Source organism: Amycolatopsis sp. NPDC101161 (genome assembly GCF_044768185.1).
Lineage (GTDB): Bacteria > Actinomycetota > Actinomycetes > Mycobacteriales > Pseudonocardiaceae > Amycolatopsis.
Genome location: NZ_JBIWPI010000001.1, coordinates 904,630 through 923,239 on the forward strand (window position 1 = coordinate 904,630; position 18,610 = coordinate 923,239).

Genomic DNA, 18,610 nt, shown 5'->3' on the forward strand with positions numbered 1-18,610 from the left:
GGCCCATGAGCTGGGGATTCGAAACCGATCCCGAGGTCCAGGCGGAACTGGACTGGGTCGAGGACTTCGTCCGGACGGAGGTCGAACCGGTCGACCAGGTCGTCGAGCACGCCTGGAACCCGCGCGACCCGGTGCGCAACGCGCTCATCAAGCCGTTGCAGCAGCGCGTGCGCGATCGGAACCTGTGGGCGGCGCACCTCGGCCCGGAGCTCGGCGGCAAGGGGTTCGGGCAGCTGCGGCTGGCCCTGCTGAACGAAAAGCTCGGCCGGACCCACTCCGGCCCGGTGGTGTTCGGCTGTCAGGCCCCCGATTCGGGCAACGCCGAGATCCTGGCGCACTACGGCAGCGAGCACCTGAAGGCGACGTACCTGAAACCGCTCGTCGACGGCGAGATCGTGTCGTGCTTCTCCATGACCGAGCCGCACGGTGGCTCCGACCCGACCGGTTTCCGCACGACCGCGCGCCTCGACGGCGACAGCTGGGTGATCAACGGCGAGAAGTGGTTCTCCAGCCACGCCTTGTTCGCCGAGTTCCTCATCGTCATGGCGGTGACCGAACCCGAGGCGCCGCCGCACAAGTCGATGTCGATGTTCGTCGTCCCGGCCGGCGCGCCGGGGATCGAGCGCGTCCGCGACGTCTCCGTGTGGGGCCACGAGGAGCCGGTCGGCACCCACCAGTACCTGCGCTACACCGACGTGCGGATCCCCGCCGAGAACCTGCTCGGCGGCCGGGGCGAGGCGTTCGCGGTCGCCCAGACCCGGCTGGGCGGTGGCCGGATCCACCACGCCATGCGCACCGTCGGGCTCGTGCAGGCCGCCTTCGACATGATGAAGCGCCGGGCGGTCTCCCGGACCTCGAGGGGTGGCCGGCTCGCCGACAAGCAGCTGGTCCAGGAGATGATCGCCGACTCGTGGATCCAGCTGGAGCAGTTCCGGCTGCTGGTGCTGCGCACCGCGTGGCGGATCGACCGGTTCGACGACTACAAGAAGGTGCGCGCCGACATCTCCGCGGTGAAGGCCGCGATGCCGAAGGTGCTGGCGGACATCGCCGGGCGGGCGATCCAGATCCACGGGTCGCTCGGGATCTCGAAGGAGCTGCCGTTCGGCAAGTGGGTCATGGAGTCCTTCCACATGGGACTGGCCGACGGCGCCACCGAGGTGCACAAGGTCAACCTCGCCCAGGCGCTGTTGCGCGGCACGGAGCCCGACGACGGCTTGTTCCCGCCGTACACGCTGCCGAACCGGCAGGCCGAAGCCCGTCGCCGCTTCGCCGACGTTCTCGAGGAGCACGCATGAGCCCGCGCCTCACCCCGGACGCCGACGCCGAAGAACTGCGGACGGTCGTGCGGGAGTTCCTGCTGAAGCACGTCGAACCCACGCGCGACCCCGAGCACGGCTGGGACCCCGCGACCTGGCGGCGGCTGGCCGGCGAGCTCGGCCTGGTGGGGCTGGACGTCCCGGAGGAGCACGGCGGGGCGGGCGCGGGGTTCCGCGAGGTCGCGGTGGTCGCGGAGGAGCTGGGCCGGTCCCTGGCCCGGCTGCCGTGGTTCACCACGGCGGTGCTCGGCGTCGGCGTCCTGTTGCACGCCCCGGGCACGGATCTGCTCCCGTCCTTGCTCGACGGCACGACGACCGCCACCCTCGCCTACCGCGAGCACAGCCAGACCCGCGCGGTCGCGGACGCGCGCGGGGACTGGTTCGTCTCGGGGGAGAAGATCCTCGTGCTGGAGGGCGCGACGGCGGACCTGGTGTTCGTCACGGCGGAAACCGCCGATGGCCCCTCGATGTTCGCGGTCGAGGCCGCGCTCCCGGAAGTCAGCCGTCGTCCGTCGCGGGCCATCGATCCGAACCGGCAGCTGGCGACCCTGGCCTTCGACAGCGCGCCGGCGGTCCTGCTGGGCCCGGCCGCGCCAATCCTCGAACGGGTGTTGCTCCGGGCGTCGGCCGCCTTGGCTTGTGAACAGACCGGCGGGGCCGCCGCGGCGATGGAGGCCGCGGTGGGCTACGCGGCCACCCGGCTGCAGTTCGGCCGGCCCATCGCCACGTTCCAGGCGGTCAAGCACCGGTGCGCCGACATGGCCGTCCAGGTCGAAGCGGCTCGCTCGGCGTCCCTGTGGGCGGCCGCCGAGCTCGCCGAAGGAACGCCGGAGGCGGCCCGGGCGGCCGCGACGGCGGCGCTCGTGTGCGGGCAGGCGTACCGCTGGGTCGCCGACGAGAACGTCCAGGTGCACGGCGGGATCGGCTTCACCTGGGAGCATTCGGCCCACCTGCACGTCCGGCGCGCGCTGAGCAGCGCGGTCCTCTTCGAAGGGAGTCACGGAGATGCCCTCCTCGACGCCATCGGGGTCTGACGCGGACGTCGTCGACCTGCTCGTGCTCGGCGGCGGCATGGCCGGTCTCAGCGCGGCCGCGCGGGCGGTCGCGCTCGGGTCGCGGGTGCTGCTGGTCGAGCGCGCGCCCCAGCTCGGCGGGTCGGCGCTGCACGCGGGTTACCTGTGGACGGGGGTGACGGCCGAGGCGATGCACGCGCTGAACCCGGACGGCGACCCGGCGCTGACCGCCGCGGTCGTCGACGGCTTCCCGGCCGCGCTGGCCCTGCTCGACGACCTCGGGGTGCCCTACGGACCACCCGTCACCGTGCTGCGCCACGGCACTGGGCACCAGTTCGACACGGCGTCGTTCGTCGACGCCGGCCGCCGCCGGGTCGCGGCCGCCGGCGAGATCGTGACCGGCGCGCGGACCGACCGGCTGCTGACCGGGCCGGACGGCGAGGTCACCGGCGCGGACGTGACGCTCGCCGACGGCACGCACCGGGAGGTGCGCGCGGCCGCGACCGTGCTGGCCACCGGCGGGTTCCAGGCCGATCCCGGGCTGCGCGCGGAGCTGGTCCACCCCGAGGCCGAGCGGATCGAGCTGAGGTCCAACCCGTCGAGCCGGGGCGACGGGCTCCGGCTCGCCCGGGAAGCCGGCGGGCGGGTCGTCAACCGCGGCGGGGGCTTCTACGGGCACCTGGTCCCGGCCGGCGTCCGGCTCGACCCGGACCTCTTCGTGGAACTGGCCCTCTACTACAGCGAACACGCCGTGCTCTTCAACCTGAAGGGCGAGCGCTTCGTCGACGAGACCGTGGGGGACCACCTGACCACGATGGCCCTGCTCGACCAGCCGGAAGCCCGGGGCCTGCTGGTCACCGACGCCCGCGGGTACCGCGAATGGGGCGTCGGCGCCTACGTCGAGGGCGGCCCGGCCACGGACAAGTTCGCGCTGGCCCGCCGGCGCGGCGGGCGGTGCGTCGTCGCCGAGTCCGCCGGCGACTTCGCGGAGATGCCACCCGAGTGGGGCTACGCGGGGGACGTCGTTGCCGGAGAGCTGACGCGGATCGCCGCCGGTGACGTCCCCGAGGGTCCCGGCCGGCGGTTCGACCCGCGGCCGCTCGACGAGCCGCCGTACTACGTCATCGAGGTCACCCCCGCCATCACGTTCCCCTTCGCCGGGATCGAGGTGGACGCGTCCGGCCGGGTGCTGGGCGCCGGCGGGGCCCCGGTGGCCGGTTTGTACGCGGCGGGCTCCGACATCGGCGGCCTCTACGTGCGCGCCTACGCCGGTGGTCTCGCGCCCGCGGTCGTCTTCGGGATCGCGGCGGCGGAACACACCGCCCGGCGAATGACCTGAATCCGGTTCAGGAGGTCGGGCTAAAGTGGGGTCGGTCGCCGCACCAGGGAGAGCCATCGTGAGCATTGAGTCCTTGACCGAAGCCGAGGACGGTCCGCGCTCCAAGCGGCCGGCCATCCTGGCGGTCGCCGTCGAGTGCTTCGGCGAGGTGGGCTACGAGGCCACCAAGTGGGCCGAGATCGCCGACCGGGTCGGGATCGGGCACACGGCGCTCTACCACTACTTCGAGTCCAAGGCGCACTGCCTGCTCACGATCATGCGGCTCGGGCTGCGCAACTCCGACCGGGCGTTCCGCGAAGCGACCGAGGGCACGCCCACCGCGTTGGCGGCGCTGCGCGCGGCGGTGGCCGCCGCCTGCGCGATCCCGCCGTCGGAGGTGCAGCAGAACCGGATCCTGCAGGCCAACATCGCTTTGCTGGCCAACGAACGGGCGTCGAAGCGCGAAGAAGACGAACGGCTGGCGTGCCGCGCCCTCGTCGTGAAGATCGAACACAACTGGGCGGAGCTGCTCGAGCGCGGCATCGCCACCGGCGAGTTCCCGGACCGCGATCCGCTGCTCATGGCGCGCAGCATCCTGGGGATGATCGTCGGGGTGTGGCGCTGGTACCGGCCGGGCGGGACCCTCGAGCTCGACGCCATCGCCGGGTTCATCGAAGGGTGCTGCGTGCGGATGGTCGCCGAGGCCGATCCGGCCGCCTGAGCGCGGCCGGAAGTCCTTGCTCTCCAGTTCAAGGCTGTTTAGAGTCGGAATAACAGAACTGACTTCAGGTCAGTTCGATGCCCCGCCAAGGAGGCCGGTGCAGTGATCATCGAGGACTATTACGCGCGGCTGGACGGTCCTGAGCCGCTGAGCGCGCTCGAGCTGGTGGAACCGCGGGTCGAGTTCCTGATCGCGTTGCCGGGCAACGAGGTCCGCGGGACCGGCCTGGCCGACCTGACGGCCTACATCACCGCCCGGCCCGACGTGGGACGCCGGCACAACGTCCGCCGGCGCGGGGTCGACGGCGAGCTGGAGATGGTCTACGGCCTCATCACCGAAGGCGACGGCCGGGGGACCGGCTCGTTCTCCGCGGCCGCCGAGATCTCGCCGGCCGGGCGCGTGGCGCGCTACCAGGTCTTCTTCCACCCGGAGTTCAGCATTTTCCCCCTGCCGGAAGGTGGTCCCGCATGAGTGACGCCCCGACGCTGGAGCGCTGGTTCGCCGCGATCGACTCGGCCCGGCCCGAAGGCATCCTCGACATGATCGCCCCGGACTTCCGGTTTTCGATCGTCTTCGGCACCGGGGGCGGCGCGGCGACCGACTTCGCGGGCGGCCGCGCGGCCATGGAGGGATACCTGGCCCAGCGGGAGAAGGGCGTGCTCACCCACCACGTCCTGACCGGCTCGGCGCGCGGCCGGGACGAGCTGGTCCTGGGCCAGACCCGCCGCGGCGAAGAGTTCGAATCCACCTTCGTCGCGGCCGCGAGGCTCGACGAAGACGGCAACGTCGTCTCGCTGATGATCGGCCGGTCCCCGGAACTGGAGATCGGCGCGGCCTGAGGCAGGCGCACCCGACGGAGGCTGCGATGTTCAACCTTGTCCTGCTCGCCGCTCGCCCACCCGAGTGGACCCACGAGCGGTTCATCGAGTGGTGGCGCGGCGAGCACGCCGAAATGACCTACCCGCTGCCCGGCCTGCGCGCCTGGCGGCACACCGCCGTGTCGAGCGCGCTCGAGCCCCGCTCGGAAGGCTGGGACGGCCTGTCCGTGCTCACCTTCGACGACGAAGCCGCGGCCCGGGCCGCGCTCGCCAGCCCCGAGTGGGACGCCGCGGTGCGCCACGTCGGCGCCATGCGGGGCAAGCGCATCGCCTTGCTCGGCGACGAGCGCGAGATGTTCCCGCGATGAGGGAACTGGTCGCGGAACTCGACGCGCGGGCGCGCACCGCACCCGACGCGGTGGTGGCGATCGACGCCGACGGGCCGCACACGCTCGCCACCCTCCTGGGGGCGGCGGACGACTTCGCGAAGGTACTGGCCGAAGTGGCCGGACCCGGCGTCACGCTGCTCATCCAGGCCGACAACACCTGGCGCACGGTCGTCGGCGCGCTGGCGGCCGGCCGGCTCGGCGGCACGCTCGCGCTGATCAACCGGCACAGCACGCGCGAAGAGTTCGCCGCCGCGCGTGAGGACATCGCCCCGGACGTCGTCGTCGCGTCCGCCGCGGCACTGTCCACTTGGGACACCGAACCGGCCGGCGGCCCGGTCCTCGACGGCTGGCGCCTCGCCGTCGGCGAGCGGGGCGCGCCGGACCGGTGGGCGGGCGGCGTGGTCATCGGGTTGACGTCCGGCTCGACCGGCCGCGCCAAGGGCGTGGTGCAGAGCGAGGCCGCGCTCCGCTACGCGAGCCGCTGCACGATCGACGCGGTGGGGCTCCGGCCCGGTGACGCGGTCGGCGCGCTGGTGCCGCTGTCGTCGGCCGCGGCGGTCTGCTTCGGCCTGTACCTGCCGCTCCTGCTCGGCGGCCCGATGCTCCTGCTGGAGAAGTGGGAACCGGGCGCCGCGGTCCGGCTGATGGCCGGGCACGACGCCCGGTGGACCATGTGCGTCCCCACCATGGCGCTGCAGATGGGCGCGGCGGACGGCGTCGACGGCGCGCTCGCGGCGATGACCGCGATGACGGTCGGCGGCGGCCCGATGGACGCCGGCGCGCTCGGCCGGGCCGAACGCCGGCTGGGCACGCGGTTCCTGCGGGTGTTCGGCATGTCCGAGTGCCTGGGGCACACCACACCGGCGCCTTCGGACCCGGCGGAGCAGCGGCTCGGAACCGACGGAAAGCCGTTCCCCGGCACGGATCTCCGCGTCGTCGACGAGACCGGCGCCCCGCTGGCCGCGGGAGTCGCGGGGCACGCCCAGGTCCGCGGTCCCTCGCTGTTCCTGGGGTACGCGCGCCAGGGGACGGTCGAGCGTCCGCGGCTGACCGACGACGGGTTCCTGGCCACCGGCGACCTGATGGAGCTGCGGCCCGACGGCTCGGTGATCGTGAAGGGCCGCGAGAAGGACATCATCATCCGCGGCGGGCGCAACATCGACATCACCGAGGTCGAAAGCGCGATCGCGCGGCACCCGGAGGTCGACCAGGTGTGCGTGGTGCCGGTCGCCGACGAGGTGCTGGGCGAGCGCGTCGCGGCGCTCCTGGTGACCGCGCGCGAAGACCTGGACGTTCCCGCGCTGCAGGACCACCTCCACCGCGAGGGCCTGACGAAGGGCAAGTGGCCGGAGTACGTCTTCCGCGTCGACGCGCTACCGCAGAACCGCGTCGGCAAGCTCGCGCGGCGCGAAGCGGCGGCGATCGCGGATCGCCTGCGCGGTGAGGAGGACCGGGTATGCGGGCGTTCCGGCTGACCGGCCCGGGAACCGCGCGGCTCGACGAGGTCGCCACCCCCGTGCCGGGCCCCGGGCAGGTGCGGCTCGACGTGCTCGCGGCCGGCGTGTGCCGGTCCGATCTGGCGGTCCTCGAGCGCGTGGAGGCACTCGGCTACCCCCTCCCGTTCACCTTCGGCCACGAGATCTGCGGACGCGTGGCCGCGGTCGGCCCCGGCGTGCCCGAGTTCGCGCCCGGGGACGAGGTCGTGGTGCACGCGCCGGTCGGCTGCGGGCGGTGCGACCGGTGCGCCCGCGGGGAAACGAACTACTGCGACGACGGCCACGAGAGCGGGGCCACGGGCTTCGGGCTGGGCTTGGACGGCGGCATGGCGGACGCCGTCGTCGTCGACGCCGCCCGGCTGGTGCCGAGCGCGGGCCTGGAGCCCGCGCACGCCGCCGTCCTGGCGGACGCGGGGTTGACGTCGTACCACGCCGTCGCCGGGTCGCTGTCGCGCTTGGCCGGCGAGGACGCGGTGGCCGTCGTGATCGGCGTCGGCGGCCTCGGCCACGTCGCCGTGAGCATCCTGCGGGCCCGGACGCGGGCGACCGTGGTGGCCGTCGACATCCGGGAGCCGGCCCTCGAACTGGCCCGGACGCTGGGCGCCGACCGCACCGCGACCCTCGGCTCCGGCGCCGGGGAGGTCCGCGCCGCGACCGGCGGCCGCGGCGCGGACGTCGTGTTCGACTTCGCCGCCGCGCAGAGCACCGCGGACCTCGCGCCGTCCTTGCTGCGCAAGGGCGGGGACCTGGTGATCGTCGGCAGCGGCGGCGGAGTCGTGCCCGTGACGAAGCCCGGTTCGCTGCCGGCCGGCAGCCGGGTGCGGCTGCCGTTCTGGGGATCGCGCGACGAGCTGGCCGAGGTGGTCGCGCTCGCTCGCGAGGGGCTGCTGCCGGTGCGTACCGAAGAGTTCGGCCTGGCGGCCGCGCCCGAGGTGTTCGACCGGCTGCGGGCCGGCGAGATCGTCGGCCGCGCCGTGCTCACCCCCGTCCGTTGACAGGAGAGTGGTCACCCCATGGACGCCGACGAAGTGCTGTCCACGACCCGTGCCGTGCGCAAGCGGCTCGACCCCGATCGCGAGGTGCCCGAAAGCCTCATCCGCGAGTGCGTCACCCTCGCCCTGCAGGCGCCGGCCGGGTCCAACCTGCCGCGCACGAGGTTCGTGGTGGTGCGGGACCCGGCCCGGCGGGCGGCGGTCGCGGACATCTACTCCGACATCTACCTCAGCTCCTACCGCGCTTCGGCCGGCTACATCGGCCGGGTCGAGGTCGCGGGCGAGGAAGCCGCCGAAGTCCAGCGTCGCACGGCGGGATCGGCCGACGCCCTGGAACGAGCCCTGCACGAGGTCGGCACGATCGTGATCGCCTGCCTCGACGGCGTCCGCCTGGACGGCAGCCCGGCGTTCACGAGCGCGTCGATGCTCGGCGGCGTGCTCCCGGCGACGTGGAGCTTCATGCTCGCGGCGCGGGCGCGCGGCCTCGGCACCTGCTGGACGACGATGCACCTGGCGCGGGAGAAGGACGTCGCCGAGGTGCTGGGCATTCCCTACGAGAGCGTGCAGCAGGTGTGCCTGACGCCGCTGGCGTTCACGCGCGGGGAGAAGTTCGGCCCCGCCCGGCGCCCGGAGGCGGAGCAGGTCATCCACTGGGACGGCTGGGACGCCACGAAACCCGCCGCACCGCCGGTGAGCGGTATCGCCGCGTCTTGACGCCGCGTGTTCGCGACGGGTCCGCGGGGTAATACCCCCTCGGGCGGAACCGCCCGCCGTGGACCACGACGAAAGGCGACCGCCGATGACGACGCACCAACTCACCCCTCCGGATGAGCAGCTCCGGGTCGTCGCGCTGGAGGTGGCCGACGATCTCGGGGAGGTGGCCGCCGTGCGCGCCTGGGCCGACCGCCTCCTCGCGGACCTGCCGGACGAACGGCGGCGCGTCGTCGTGTGGGTCGTCGAAGAGCTGGTCACCAACGCCTTGCGCCACGGCGAACCCCCGCGGCAGGTCCGGTTACTGCGCCGGCCCGGGTGGCTGTGCGTCGAAGTCGACGACGGCTGCCTGGACACCGCGTGCGTGCGCCGGGCCGGTGGCGGCGGGGGATTGCGCGCGGTCGCCGGCGTTAGCTTGTCCTGGGGGCAGTGGCAGCGCAGCACCGGGAAGACCGTCTGGGCGGAAATCGTCCTCGGCGCCGGTCATTGACCACCGCGCACAGCGGCCGGCCCGTCGGGTGACGGGCCGGCCGCTGTTGTTGCCGCGGTGGCTCAGAACCAGTGCGCGCGACCGCCGATCTTGCGCCCGGTTCCGCCCAGGATGGCCAGCACGACGCCCGCGATCGCGAGCACGATGCCGATCGTGTACAGCACGGGGATGCCGATCACGAAACCGAGGATGATCAGGATGACGCCGAGGATGATCACGGTGGGGTTGCTCCTTTTCCGAGAGGCCGGCACCCGGGGTCGGTGCCGGCTCGACTCGGCCCCGGGATGCCCACGACGACCTCCGGCCAAACACGCGTTCCCACCCGCATGAGAAACCGGCCGGCGCTCAGGCGGCGCGTCCCAGCTCCTCGTCGCCCTGGTAGGGGCCGGGCTTCGGGCGCGGCTTCCCGCCCGGGAACGCCAGCCGCAGGATCGTGCGGTGCACCGTGCCGAGCTGGCGGGACAGCGGGCCGGTGTTGTACGGCAAGCCGTAGCGCCGGCAGATGTCCCGGACCCGCGGCGCGATCTCGGCGTAGCGGCTGCTGGGCATGTCCGGGAACAGGTGGTGCTCGACCTGGTAGCCGAGGTTGCCGCTGAGCAGGTGGAACAGCGGGGAGCCGGTGATGTTCGCGGCGCCGACGAGCTGCCGGACGTACCAGCCGCCGCGGGTTTCGTCGCGGACCTCCTCCTGGCTGAACGTGTAGGTCTGGTCGGGGAAGTGGCCGCAGAAGATGATCGAGTGCGCCCACAGGTTGCGGATGATGTTCGCGGTGAAGTCCGCCCAGAACGTCGCCGCGAACGTGCCGCCGCCCTCCTTCCGGACGGCCGCGAGCTGGGCCCGCACCGCGCCCTTGAACCCGCGGCCGCGGGCGCGGTCGGCCAGGACCCGGCGCCGCGAGCGGGGTTCGGGTTTGACGAGCCGGCCCACGGCGGTCGCGGCGAGCGCGCTCACCAGCGGCCAGCCGACGTAGTCCTTGAGGATCTGGTCGCGGGCCTTGCCGGAGATGCCCTTGAGGTCGTGCCACACGTCCTTCATCGGCTTCTCGCCGGCGCGGATGGCTTCGACGTCCAGGTCGTGCACCGCGACGCCCCACTCGAAGAAGGCCATCAGGAGCAGGTTGTACAGCGGCTGCGCCAGGTACGCGGGGTGCCACTTCTGGTGCGGGTCGATGCGCATGATCTCGTAGCCGAGATCTTTGTCCTTGCCGCGGATGTTGGTGTAGGTGTGGTGGATGTAGTTGTGCGAGTGCTTCCACGCCGCGGCCGTCGAGGCGGTGTCCCAGTCCCAAGTGGACGAATGGATGGCGGGGTCGTTCATCCAGTCCCACTGGCCGTGCAGGACGTTGTGCCCGATCTCCATGTTTTCCAGGATTTTGGCGAGCGCCAGGCAGCCGGTGCCCGCCGTCCAGGCCGCTTTGGACCGGGAGCCGAGCAGCAGGGCCCGGCCGGCCACCGCGATCTGGCGGTGCAGCCGGATGACGCCCTTGATGTACCGGCGATCGCGCTCGCCCAGGTCGGCGCGCACCTCGTCGTGGATGGCGTCGAACTCGCGGGCGAGCTCGTCGAGCTGGTCCGCGCTCAGGTGGGCGAACGGGTGCGTTGTGGGGGACATGGGTTCCTTTCTCCGTTCAGAGGTCGACCGTGACCCGGCCTTCGGCGCCGTGCACGCAGGTGCGCACGATCTCGTTCTGCTTCCGGCTGACGACGTTCGTGCGCAGGTCGCGGATCCGGCCCTCCCGGATCGGCAGCACGCACGTGTGGCAGACCCCCACCCGGCAGCCGAACGGCATGTCGACGCCCGCTTCCTCGCCGGCGACGAGGATGGGGGTGCCGGGCGGGCAGTCCGCGTCGACGTTGCGGTGGGCGAAGTGCACCGTCCCGCCGGCTCCTTCGGCGCCTTCGCCGCCGACGATCGGCTGGAACCGTTCGTGGTGGAGCCGGTCGACGTCGCCGTGTTGCTTCCAGTGCGCCCGCAGGGCGTCGAGGAGCTCGCCGGGGCCGCAGGCGTAGGTGTCCCGCTCCGGCCAGTCCGGGCACAGGGTGGCCAGGTCGGCGGGGGTGAACCGGCCGTCCCGGCCGGTGATGCGCAGCTCGAGCCGGAAGCCTTCGTGCTGCTTTTCGAGCGCGGCCAGCTCTTCGCCGAAGATGACGCCGTCCGCCTCCCGCGCCGAGTGGACGTGCACGACGTCGCGCAGTCCCGGACCCGGCGCCAGGTGCCGCAGCATGCTCATGACCGGCGTGATGCCGCTGCCGGCCGTGACGAACAGCAGGCCGCGGTCGAGCCGCTCCGGCAGGGTGAACGACCCTTCGACCTCGCCGAGCCGGACGAGCTCGCCGGGCCGGGCCCGGTTGACGAGGTAGGGCGAGACGACCCCGCCGTCGACCTTCTTCGGCGTGATCGAGATCAGCCCGTCGGCGCGGTCCGGGCTGGACGTCAGCGAGTACGCCCGCCAGTGGTGGACGCCGTCGATGACCACGCCGAGGCGCACGTACTGGCCCGGCCGGTGCCCGACCCAGTCGTAGCCCGGCCGGATCAGCACGGTGGCCGCCCCGCCGCGTTCGGGCTCGACCCGTTCGACGCGTCCGCGCAGCTCACGGGTCGACCACAGGGGGTTGATCAGTTCGAGGTAGTCATCCGCCCGCAGCGGGGTGAAGAGCCAGCGCACCGCGCGCAGGGCCCGGCGCCGCAGCGGCGACGCCGGGGGACGCATCCCGACTTCGGCCATCACGCACCACCCGGGGCGCGGCCGGCTTGGATAGTGGACATGCCCATTGAGTGTACAGGCGTGCACTCAACTCGCAGGATGAGGCGCGCGCCACAGGTGCTCTTGACCACTGTTCAAGGCGGTGGTGCCGGGGTAGTCACCAGGCTGGAAGCAGTCGAAAGGACCGCCGTGAACGAGAACTCCACCCCGCGCCTCGTCGCCAACCCGAACCGCACCCAGGTGCGGACCGAAGCGGACCTCCACCGCGGCGCCCCGCCCGCGAAGCTCGACGCCGAACCGGCGGCCGAGCAGGACCGGCGGCCCGCGATCCCGGCGTGACCGGTACGGGTGCGTCCGTTGCGTGTGCGTCCGTCCGGAACGCTCAGCCCGCGTTCCGGACGGCTTTCGCCCGGTTGACGAACTCGGCGAGACTGCCCGCGGTGAGTGCGGCTTTCCGGGAGCGGTAGCAATTCAGCACCGCGTCGAAGCCGGTGGCGTGCAGGAATTCGCGCACGCCCGGATTTTCACCGGTCACCACCCGGAACCGCTGGTGCCCGGCGGCGTCGTGCGCGGAATGGATCGCCCGGACCCCGGCGACGGAGAGGAACGAGACGGCGGAGAGGTCGACGATCAGGACCGGTGGCCGGTCACCGGTGGCCAGTACTTCGTCCGTGGCGCGGGTGACCCGCGCGGCCGTCGCCGTGTCGAGTTCACCGGCCAGGGCGAGAACGACGACGCCGGGCGACACCCGGGTGCGTGCCACTTCGAGCCGTTCCCGCCGGGGGAATTGATCCACAGTCATCACGCTCCACGCCCACGCTATTACCGGGTGTGGCGTGAGCACAGTCCGCAAACGGTGGACCCGGGTTTCGCTCAGTTGTTCGCCGCGTTTTCCGGCGGATCACCGAATCGTGGGTGGCTGGGGTCGGCAACCGAAACGATGTCGCGCCGAGTTTCGTGGCCACGCCCGTCAACCCGGGTCGGCCTGGAATCCCGCGGTGGCCGGCGTTCCACCTCAGCGAGATGGCTGTTCAGCCGGATGTCGATCCGTCGGGGGCGAGTGGAGCTGTTCGGCCTGCTCAGCCAACCGGGAAGGTCGTCCCGATGCCCATGCCCGTGATCCACTCCGGCACCGGCTCGTAGCTCGTCCACACCAACGGCTTCCCCGCCGCCACCTGGCCGATCAGCCAGCAACGCACCTCGTGGCCCCCGCTGCCCGCCGCCTCCTCCAGCGCCTCGTGGCCCAGCTTTGCCACCGACTCGGCGTCGTCAGCGGACAGCCGGTCCAAGAACCAGCGGTCCCACTCCGTGTTCACCCGGGCGGCCGGGTCGCCGCCCATGGCCCGGACCCGTGGTTCGCGCGCCGCCGCGAACGCGCGGACGTCCGCTCTCCCGTGGATCAACGACTCGCGGCGCTCGCCCGCCACCTCGCGCGGGTCGTTGGACGGCAGCCAATGCGACAGCCCGCCGCTCGCCGCCACCAGGACCCGGCCGGGGAACGCGGCCGAACGCAGCGCCGTGCCCAGCGCGCGGCCCAGCGCGACGCACCGCCGCAGCGACGGCAAGGGCGGAGCCGCGGTGTTGACGACCAAGGGCACCATCGGCAGCGTCGTGCCGCCGGTCAGCATCTCGTACGTCTGCACGATCCCGTGGTCGACCGTCAGCGAATACGACAGCGACACGTCGAAGCCCGACTCGGTCAGTCCGTTGTGGACAGACCACGCCAGCGGACCCGCCACCGGCAGCGGACCTTCCGTGCTGCCGAAGTCCCCGAAGCCCGCCGCGTGCTCGACGCCGAGGACGAACGGCGGCATCACGTCGTAGAAGTTGCCGTGGAAGTGGTCGGGGCCGAGCACGACGATCGCGTCCGGGGCCAGCTCCTCCACCGCGCGGCGCACCACCGACGCGTCCGCGAGGAACTTCGCACCCGGCCCACCCGCGGCCGGCGGCGGCAGCAGTGTCGCGAAAGGACTGTGAGACATCCCGGCGAACCCCGCGATCTCGGCCATCAGGACGGGTCCTTCCCGGTCAGCAGCCACGTGCGGTGGACGTCGAGGAACTCGCCGGCCTTCTCCCACTGCGGCCAGTGGCCGGCGTCGTCGATGACGTGCAGACGCGCGTCCGGCAGCCAGCCCAGCAGCAGCTCGGCCTCGTCGAGCCCGCCGGTCGGGTCGTGGCTGGTCCACAGCAGCAACGTCGGCGCCGTCACGCGCGACACCCACGCCGGGTCCCAGGCAAAGTCCTTGCGCACCGCGGGATCCTGCAGGACCAGCGTGTTCGTGATCGCCTGGACGAAGCCGGGCCGGGAGTACACCCGGCGGCGCAGGTTCACCAGCTCGTCGGTGACCATCTCCTTGTGGTGGAACAGGAATTCGACGCGGCGGCGGACCGTCTCGTCGCTGGGGTCGAGCACCGCCGCCATCGTGCTGTCCCGCATCCGCGCCATCACCTCGGGCTTGTTCGCGATGTTCCCGGGGGTGTTCAGCACGAGCCGTTCGACGCGGTCCGGGTGGTGGGCGGCGGTCCAGGCGACCACCCAGCCGCCGAGCGATTCCCCGGACAGGTGCGTCCGTTCGATGCCGAGAACGTCCAAAAGGGACACCAGGTGGGCCGAGAGGACGTCGATCGTGTACGGCCGGTCCGGCAGGTCCGACCAGCCGTGGCCGACCATGTCGTAGGCCGTGACGCGGAAGTCGCGCGCCAGGCCGGCCAGGTCGCGGGCGTAGGCCTCGAGGTGCCCGCCGGTGCCGTGCAGCAGGACCAGGTCCGGTCCGGTCCCCGCCCGCAGCACCCGCGTCCGCACCGGCTGCCCGTCCAGCGGCACGTCGACGTAGCGCAGGGTGTGTTCGAGCTCGCCCAGCTCGCCCCAGATCCCGACGTGGTCGGGGATCGGCGGCGCGGCGCGTCCGGTGGTCGTCACTGGTCCTCCCGGTGCCCGGCGCGGGCTTCGGCCATGCTCGCCAGGCCCGCGCTCTGGCGGCGGCCGAGCCCGAACAGGCCCAGCAGCCGCGAGTTTTCGATGGTCAGGAACTCGACCGGCCGGGACGCCGAGTCGTTGTAGTGCCGGTGCCACGTCCACGGCGGGGTGTAGACGAACGAGCCGGTCGTCCACGACACGGTCTCGTCCTCGATCTCGCTGTGCCCGTCGCCCGACAGGACGAAGTGGACGGTCTCGTGGTGGTGGCGCTGCATGTCCGAGCTTTCGCCGGCCGGGATGACCTGCCGGAAGAGCTCGAACGTCGTGGTCGGCAGCTTCCCGGCGATCCGCAGCGACGTCGGGTTCGGGACGGCGCCGGGCGGGATCTCCTCGAGCTCGCCGTCGTGCACGACGAGCGGCCGCTGCCCGCCGGGGCGGACGGCGTGGCCGATGCTCGCGAGGAAGTCGGGCATCGCGAAGCCGGGTCCGGACGTGGTCATGGGCGCACCTTTCAGGCTGGGCATTCCGTGCGGCCGCCGTCGACCGTCAGCACCGTCCCGTTGACGTACCCCGCTTCGGGGGACGCGAGGAACGCCACCGCGGCCGCGACCTCGCGGGGTGCCGCCGCTCGCCCGGCGGGGATGGCGGCGAGGTCTTCGGCCATCGCCTTCGCGACGTCGATCCCGGCCGCGCCGGCCCGGCTGCGCACCACTTCGAGGCGCCGCTCGGTGAGCGTGGCACCGACAGCGACGCAGTTGACGGTGACACCCCGGTCGGCGTACTCGAGCGCGGCCAGCTTCGCCGCCGACGTCGTCGCCGAGCGCAGCACGGTCGACGCGGCGAGCCCGGGCTGCGGCTGGCGCACCGCCGTCGAGGTCAGCACGACGACGCGGCCGAACCCGCGCTCGGCCATGGCGGGCAGCGCGGCCCGCAGCAGCGCCAGGGGGCCGAGGACCAGCAGGTCGAGGTCGTGGTGCCATTGCTCGGCGGGGACGTCGAACACCGGGCCCGGCGCGGGACCGCCCGCGTTGGCGACCAGGACGTCGAGCGTGCCGTGCCGCTCGCGCACGCGCTCCACGGCGGCCGCCGCCGCGGCCGGGTCCGCGAGGTCGCACACGACGTAGCCGACGCCGGGGCCGAGCTCGAGCGCGGTCTCGGCGAGCGTGGACTCCGTGCGCCCGGCGAGGACCACGCGGTGGCCACTCGCGTGCAGCGCGGCCGCGCACGCCGAGCCGATGCCGCCGGCGCCACCGCCGACGAGCGCGACGCGGCGCCGCTTCGCGAAGGACTGGTTGGTCTCCATGATGTGTCCTACATTCGGCGCATGACCCCCGGCGACCAAGGATGAGTCCCACTGCCCGGGACTGGAACGACAAAGCAGGCGCGCTCGAACGGGCCGCCGCGCTGCTGGACGCGTTCGACGCGACCCACCGCGAGCTCACCCTCGCCCGGCTCGTCGAACGCTCCGGTCTGCCGCGCTCGACCGTGCACCGCACCGCGGCCCGGATGATCGAGCTCGGCTGGCTGGACAAGCCGGGGGAGAAGTACCGGATCGGCACCCGCCTGTTCGAGCTGTCCGGCCTGGTGCCGGTGCGCCACGAGCTGCGCGAAGCCGTGCTGCCCTACCTGCAGGACCTCTACGCGGCGGCCAAGACGACCGTGCAGCTCGGCGTGCTCGAGGGCACGCGGATCCTGGTCGTCGAGAAGATCAGCGGGCACCGCGCGCTGCCGATGCTCGACCAGGTCGGCGGCTTCATCCCGGCGCACTGCTCGGGCCTCGGCCGGGCGATCCTCGCGTGGGCGGACGCGGAGACGGTCGACGCCGTCGTCGCGGCCGGCCTGGCCCGGCGGACCCCGCGCACGATCACCACCGCGGACGCGCTGGCCCGCGAGCTCGCCGTCGTCCAGGAGCGTGGCTGGGCCTACGACCGCGAAGAGGGCAACCCCGGCATCAGCTGCGTTGCGGCGCCGATCTTCGACTTCACCGGCAACGTCACGGCCGCCCTGTCGGTCACCGGGCCGAGCGCCGCCGTGCAGCCGGACCGGATCGCGCCGGCGGTGCGGATGGCGGCCGCCGCGGCCAGCCGCGCCTACTCCGCGCGGCGGTGGGCGGTACCGCGGTCCCAGTGACTAGGACTCCGGATTGGCCCGGGGCGGTCCGCTGATGAACGCTGTGGCGCACACCGAGCCGGGCACGCCGCCCGGAGGCCTCGACGAGGAGGAGCAGCATGCGCGTCGCGATCATCGGGGCCGGGCTCGCCGGGCTGACGACGGCCAAGGTGCTGCTGCGGGCCGGCCACGACGTCGAGGTGTTCGACAAGGCCCCGGACGTCGGCGGGGTGTGGAGCCGGACCCGCCGCTACCCGGGGCTGACCACGCAGAGCCCGAAGGCGCAGTACTCCTTTTCGGACTTCCCGATGCCGCGGGAGTTCCCGGAATGGCCGACGGGCGCGCAGATCCAGGAGTACCTCGCCGCCTACGCCGACGAGTACGGCGTCACGCCGCACCTGCGGCTCGGCACCGAGGTGACGTCGGTGGTGCCCGACGGCGGCCGGTGGGTGGTGACCACCGCGGCGCAGGGGGCCGCGGGGTTCGACCGGGTGGTGGTCGCGAACGGCGTGTTCTGCGAGCCGGCGCTCCCGGACTACCCCGGCCGCGCGGAGTTCGAGGCGGCCGGCGGGCGGCTGCTGGCCGGCTCGGACTTCCACGACGTCGAGGACGCGCGGGGCAAGCACGTGCTCGTCGTCGGCTACGGCAAGTCCGCCTGCGACGTGACGGTCGCGATCAGCGGTGTCGCCGCGAGCACCGACGTCGTCGCCCGGCAGCTGCTGTGGAAGGTGCCGCGCAAGATCGCCGGGTTCCTCAACTTCAAGATGCTGCTGCTGACGCGGCTGGGCGAGGCGCTGTTCCGCTACCGGTGGCTGCGCGGCTTCGAGAAGTTCTTGCACGGCCCGGGAAACCGGCTGCGGCGGGCGATGCTGAACTCGATCGGGTCGGTGTCGGTGCGGCAGTTCGGCCTCGCCCGGCACGATCTGGTGCCGCGCGGGCGGATGGAGGACATCGTCAAGAACGCGATCGGCCTGGCCACCGAGGGGTTCTTCGAAGGCGTGGCCGGCGGCTCGATCCGCGTCCACCGCGACCAGGTGATCGACCGGCTCGCCGCCGACGGCGGCCACCCGGTGGCGCACCTGGCCGACGGGACCGCGCTGCCCGCCGACCTGGTCGTCTGCGCGACCGGGTTCACCCAGGGCGTGCCGTTCCTGCCGGCGGCCGTGCAGGAGCGGCTGTTCGACGAGCGCCGGAACTTCCTCCTGTACCGGCAGATCCAGCCGATCGGCGTGCCGGGGCTGTACTTCAACGGCTACAACTCGTCGTTCTTCAGCCCGCTCAACGCCGAAATGGCGGCGCTGTGGATCGCGGCCGACCTCGACGGGGCGCTGACCCTGCCGGACGAGGCCGCGCGGCGCGAAGACGTCGTCGCGCAGCTGGCGTTCCTGGACGTCGCGACCGGCGCGCACCACTGCCGCGGCACGAAGATCATCCCGTTCTCCATCCACAACGTCGACGAGGTGCTCGGCGACCTCGGCGTCCAGCTCGGCCGGTTCACCCGCTTCACGCACTGGCTGAACCCGGTCGCGCCGGCGGCGTACCGGTCGCTGACGCCGAAAGTATTGGCGCGCCTGGAAAAGACCCCCGAATCCGCCACGGCCCCGCTGTAGGAAGGA

General features: G+C 72.8%; 22 protein-coding genes. 14 read left to right on the forward strand and 8 right to left on the reverse strand.

All coding sequences use genetic code 11. From position 1 onward, the window contains the following. Nucleotides 1-5: 5 nt before the first annotated feature. The 11 genes from ACIRSS_RS04520 (at nt 6) to ACIRSS_RS04570 (ending at nt 9,264) form a co-directional block, all read left to right on the forward strand. The gene (locus ACIRSS_RS04520) at nt 6-1,295 is read left to right on the forward strand and encodes an acyl-CoA dehydrogenase family protein (RefSeq protein WP_400890426.1); all 1,290 of its coding nucleotides are present in this window, start codon (nt 6-8) and stop codon (nt 1,293-1,295) included. Continuing rightward, nucleotides 1,292-2,350: an acyl-CoA dehydrogenase family protein gene (locus ACIRSS_RS04525; RefSeq protein WP_400890428.1), complete on the forward strand. Its 1,059-nt coding sequence runs from the start codon at nt 1,292-1,294 to the stop codon at nt 2,348-2,350. Before ACIRSS_RS04520 ends, ACIRSS_RS04525 begins: the two co-directional genes overlap by 4 nt. Then, entirely contained in the window at nt 2,322-3,668 is a 1,347-nt protein-coding gene (locus tag ACIRSS_RS04530; protein ID WP_400890430.1) for an FAD-binding protein, read from the forward strand. The genes ACIRSS_RS04525 and ACIRSS_RS04530 overlap by 29 nt, the downstream gene beginning before the upstream one ends. A 58-nt stretch (nt 3,669-3,726) precedes the next feature. Continuing rightward, nucleotides 3,727-4,368, forward strand: a complete 642-nt coding sequence (locus ACIRSS_RS04535) for a TetR family transcriptional regulator (protein ID WP_400890432.1) — start codon at nt 3,727-3,729, stop codon at nt 4,366-4,368. A gap of 102 nt (nt 4,369-4,470) precedes the next feature. Further along, entirely contained in the window at nt 4,471-4,839 is a 369-nt protein-coding gene (locus ACIRSS_RS04540; protein WP_400890434.1) for a nuclear transport factor 2 family protein, read from the forward strand. Next, a complete protein-coding gene (locus ACIRSS_RS04545; protein WP_400890436.1) occupies nt 4,836-5,207 on the forward strand; it encodes a hypothetical protein in 372 nt (123 codons plus the stop codon). Before ACIRSS_RS04540 ends, ACIRSS_RS04545 begins: the two co-directional genes overlap by 4 nt. A 26-nt stretch (nt 5,208-5,233) precedes the next feature. Further along, nucleotides 5,234-5,554, forward strand: coding sequence for an EthD family reductase (locus ACIRSS_RS04550; protein ID WP_400890438.1), 321 nt, complete (start codon nt 5,234-5,236; stop codon nt 5,552-5,554). Then, nucleotides 5,551-7,050: a class I adenylate-forming enzyme family protein gene (locus tag ACIRSS_RS04555; protein WP_400890440.1), complete on the forward strand. Its 1,500-nt coding sequence runs from the start codon at nt 5,551-5,553 to the stop codon at nt 7,048-7,050. Before ACIRSS_RS04550 ends, ACIRSS_RS04555 begins: the two co-directional genes overlap by 4 nt. Further along, nucleotides 7,032-8,066, forward strand: coding sequence for an alcohol dehydrogenase catalytic domain-containing protein (locus ACIRSS_RS04560; RefSeq protein ID WP_400890442.1), 1,035 nt, complete (start codon nt 7,032-7,034; stop codon nt 8,064-8,066). Before ACIRSS_RS04555 ends, ACIRSS_RS04560 begins: the two co-directional genes overlap by 19 nt. Before the next feature lie 18 nt (nt 8,067-8,084). Next, nucleotides 8,085-8,777 (forward strand): nitroreductase family protein, encoded by a 693-nt coding sequence (locus ACIRSS_RS04565; protein ID WP_400890444.1) that lies wholly within the window; start codon nt 8,085-8,087, stop codon nt 8,775-8,777. An 85-nt stretch (nt 8,778-8,862) separates the two neighbouring features. Further along, entirely contained in the window at nt 8,863-9,264 is a 402-nt protein-coding gene (locus tag ACIRSS_RS04570; protein ID WP_400890446.1) for an ATP-binding protein, read from the forward strand. Between the two features lie 62 nt (nt 9,265-9,326). Here the strand turns inward: ACIRSS_RS04570 and ACIRSS_RS04575 are convergent, their stop codons facing one another. The 3 genes from ACIRSS_RS04575 to ACIRSS_RS04585 form a co-directional block, all read right to left on the reverse strand. Next, nucleotides 9,327-9,482: a hypothetical protein gene (locus tag ACIRSS_RS04575; RefSeq protein WP_400890448.1), complete on the reverse strand. Its 156-nt coding sequence runs from the start codon at nt 9,480-9,482 to the stop codon at nt 9,327-9,329. 127 nt (nt 9,483-9,609) lie between these two features. Next, the gene (locus ACIRSS_RS04580) at nt 9,610-10,875 is read right to left on the reverse strand and encodes a fatty acid desaturase family protein (RefSeq protein WP_400890450.1); all 1,266 of its coding nucleotides are present in this window, start codon (nt 10,873-10,875) and stop codon (nt 9,610-9,612) included. 16 nt (nt 10,876-10,891) lie between these two features. Then, entirely contained in the window at nt 10,892-11,989 is a 1,098-nt protein-coding gene (locus tag ACIRSS_RS04585; RefSeq protein WP_400890454.1) for a ferredoxin reductase, read from the reverse strand. A 168-nt stretch (nt 11,990-12,157) separates the two neighbouring features. Here ACIRSS_RS04585 and ACIRSS_RS04590 point away from each other — a divergent pair, with 168 nt between their 5' ends. Continuing rightward, complete coding sequence (locus ACIRSS_RS04590; RefSeq protein WP_400890456.1) at nt 12,158-12,307, forward strand: hypothetical protein; 150 nt, start codon at nt 12,158-12,160, stop codon at nt 12,305-12,307. Nucleotides 12,308-12,350: 43 nt separating this feature from the next. Here the strand turns inward: ACIRSS_RS04590 and ACIRSS_RS04595 are convergent, their stop codons facing one another. The 5 genes from ACIRSS_RS04595 to ACIRSS_RS04615 all read right to left on the reverse strand — a co-directional run bounded on the left by ACIRSS_RS04595 (nt 12,351) and on the right by ACIRSS_RS04615 (nt 16,188). Beyond that, entirely contained in the window at nt 12,351-12,770 is a 420-nt protein-coding gene (locus ACIRSS_RS04595; protein WP_400890458.1) for an STAS domain-containing protein, read from the reverse strand. A 277-nt stretch (nt 12,771-13,047) separates the two neighbouring features. Further along, complete coding sequence (locus tag ACIRSS_RS04600) at nt 13,048-13,977, reverse strand: 2,3-dihydroxyphenylpropionate 1,2-dioxygenase (protein WP_400890460.1); 930 nt, start codon at nt 13,975-13,977, stop codon at nt 13,048-13,050. Beyond that, nucleotides 13,977-14,888 carry an alpha/beta fold hydrolase gene (locus tag ACIRSS_RS04605; RefSeq protein WP_400890462.1) on the reverse strand — a complete coding sequence of 304 codons (912 nt, stop codon included), beginning with the start codon at nt 14,886-14,888 and terminating at the stop codon, nt 13,977-13,979. Before ACIRSS_RS04605 ends, ACIRSS_RS04600 begins: the two co-directional genes overlap by 1 nt. After that, complete coding sequence (locus tag ACIRSS_RS04610; protein ID WP_400890464.1) at nt 14,885-15,385, reverse strand: cupin domain-containing protein; 501 nt, start codon at nt 15,383-15,385, stop codon at nt 14,885-14,887. Before ACIRSS_RS04610 ends, ACIRSS_RS04605 begins: the two co-directional genes overlap by 4 nt. An 11-nt stretch (nt 15,386-15,396) precedes the next feature. Further along, nucleotides 15,397-16,188, reverse strand: a complete 792-nt coding sequence (locus ACIRSS_RS04615; protein WP_400890466.1) for an SDR family oxidoreductase — start codon at nt 16,186-16,188, stop codon at nt 15,397-15,399. 41 nt (nt 16,189-16,229) lie between these two features. Here ACIRSS_RS04615 and ACIRSS_RS04620 point away from each other — a divergent pair, with 41 nt between their 5' ends. Together ACIRSS_RS04620 and ACIRSS_RS04625 are read left to right on the forward strand one after the other, a co-directional pair. Continuing rightward, on the forward strand, nt 16,230-17,015 hold the full coding sequence (locus ACIRSS_RS04620; RefSeq protein WP_400890468.1) for an IclR family transcriptional regulator: 786 nt from the start codon (nt 16,230-16,232) through the stop codon (nt 17,013-17,015). A gap of 98 nt (nt 17,016-17,113) precedes the next feature. Next, nucleotides 17,114-18,604, forward strand: coding sequence for a flavin-containing monooxygenase (locus ACIRSS_RS04625; RefSeq protein WP_400890470.1), 1,491 nt, complete (start codon nt 17,114-17,116; stop codon nt 18,602-18,604). Nucleotides 18,605-18,610 lie beyond the last annotated feature (6 nt).

Bases quoted from the DNA above. Each gene is read 5' to 3' on its own strand.
- ACIRSS_RS04625 (WP_400890470.1), top strand. From the start codon at position 17,114: ATGCGCGTCGCGATCATCGGGGCCGGGCTCGCCGGGCTGACGACGGCC.
- ACIRSS_RS04530 (WP_400890430.1), top strand. From the start codon at position 2,322: ATGCCCTCCTCGACGCCATCGGGGTCTGACGCGGACGTCGTCGACCTG.
- ACIRSS_RS04555 (WP_400890440.1), top strand. From the start codon at position 5,551: ATGAGGGAACTGGTCGCGGAACTCGACGCGCGGGCGCGCACCGCACCC.
- ACIRSS_RS04565 (WP_400890444.1), top strand. From the start codon at position 8,085: ATGGACGCCGACGAAGTGCTGTCCACGACCCGTGCCGTGCGCAAGCGG.
- ACIRSS_RS04620 (WP_400890468.1), top strand. From the start codon at position 16,230: ATGAGTCCCACTGCCCGGGACTGGAACGACAAAGCAGGCGCGCTCGAA.
- ACIRSS_RS04545 (WP_400890436.1), top strand. From the start codon at position 4,836: ATGAGTGACGCCCCGACGCTGGAGCGCTGGTTCGCCGCGATCGACTCG.
- ACIRSS_RS04570 (WP_400890446.1), top strand. From the start codon at position 8,863: ATGACGACGCACCAACTCACCCCTCCGGATGAGCAGCTCCGGGTCGTC.
- ACIRSS_RS04600 (WP_400890460.1), bottom strand. From the start codon at position 13,977: ATGGCCGAGATCGCGGGGTTCGCCGGGATGTCTCACAGTCCTTTCGCG.
- ACIRSS_RS04615 (WP_400890466.1), bottom strand. From the start codon at position 16,188: ATGGAGACCAACCAGTCCTTCGCGAAGCGGCGCCGCGTCGCGCTCGTC.
- ACIRSS_RS04525 (WP_400890428.1), top strand. From the start codon at position 1,292: ATGAGCCCGCGCCTCACCCCGGACGCCGACGCCGAAGAACTGCGGACG.
- ACIRSS_RS04580 (WP_400890450.1), bottom strand. From the start codon at position 10,875: ATGTCCCCCACAACGCACCCGTTCGCCCACCTGAGCGCGGACCAGCTC.
- ACIRSS_RS04520 (WP_400890426.1), top strand. From the start codon at position 6: ATGAGCTGGGGATTCGAAACCGATCCCGAGGTCCAGGCGGAACTGGAC.
- ACIRSS_RS04550 (WP_400890438.1), top strand. From the start codon at position 5,234: ATGTTCAACCTTGTCCTGCTCGCCGCTCGCCCACCCGAGTGGACCCAC.
- ACIRSS_RS04585 (WP_400890454.1), bottom strand. From the start codon at position 11,989: ATGGCCGAAGTCGGGATGCGTCCCCCGGCGTCGCCGCTGCGGCGCCGG.
- ACIRSS_RS04610 (WP_400890464.1), bottom strand. From the start codon at position 15,385: ATGACCACGTCCGGACCCGGCTTCGCGATGCCCGACTTCCTCGCGAGC.
- ACIRSS_RS04560 (WP_400890442.1), top strand. From the start codon at position 7,032: ATGCGGGCGTTCCGGCTGACCGGCCCGGGAACCGCGCGGCTCGACGAG.
- ACIRSS_RS04595 (WP_400890458.1), bottom strand. From the start codon at position 12,770: ATGACTGTGGATCAATTCCCCCGGCGGGAACGGCTCGAAGTGGCACGC.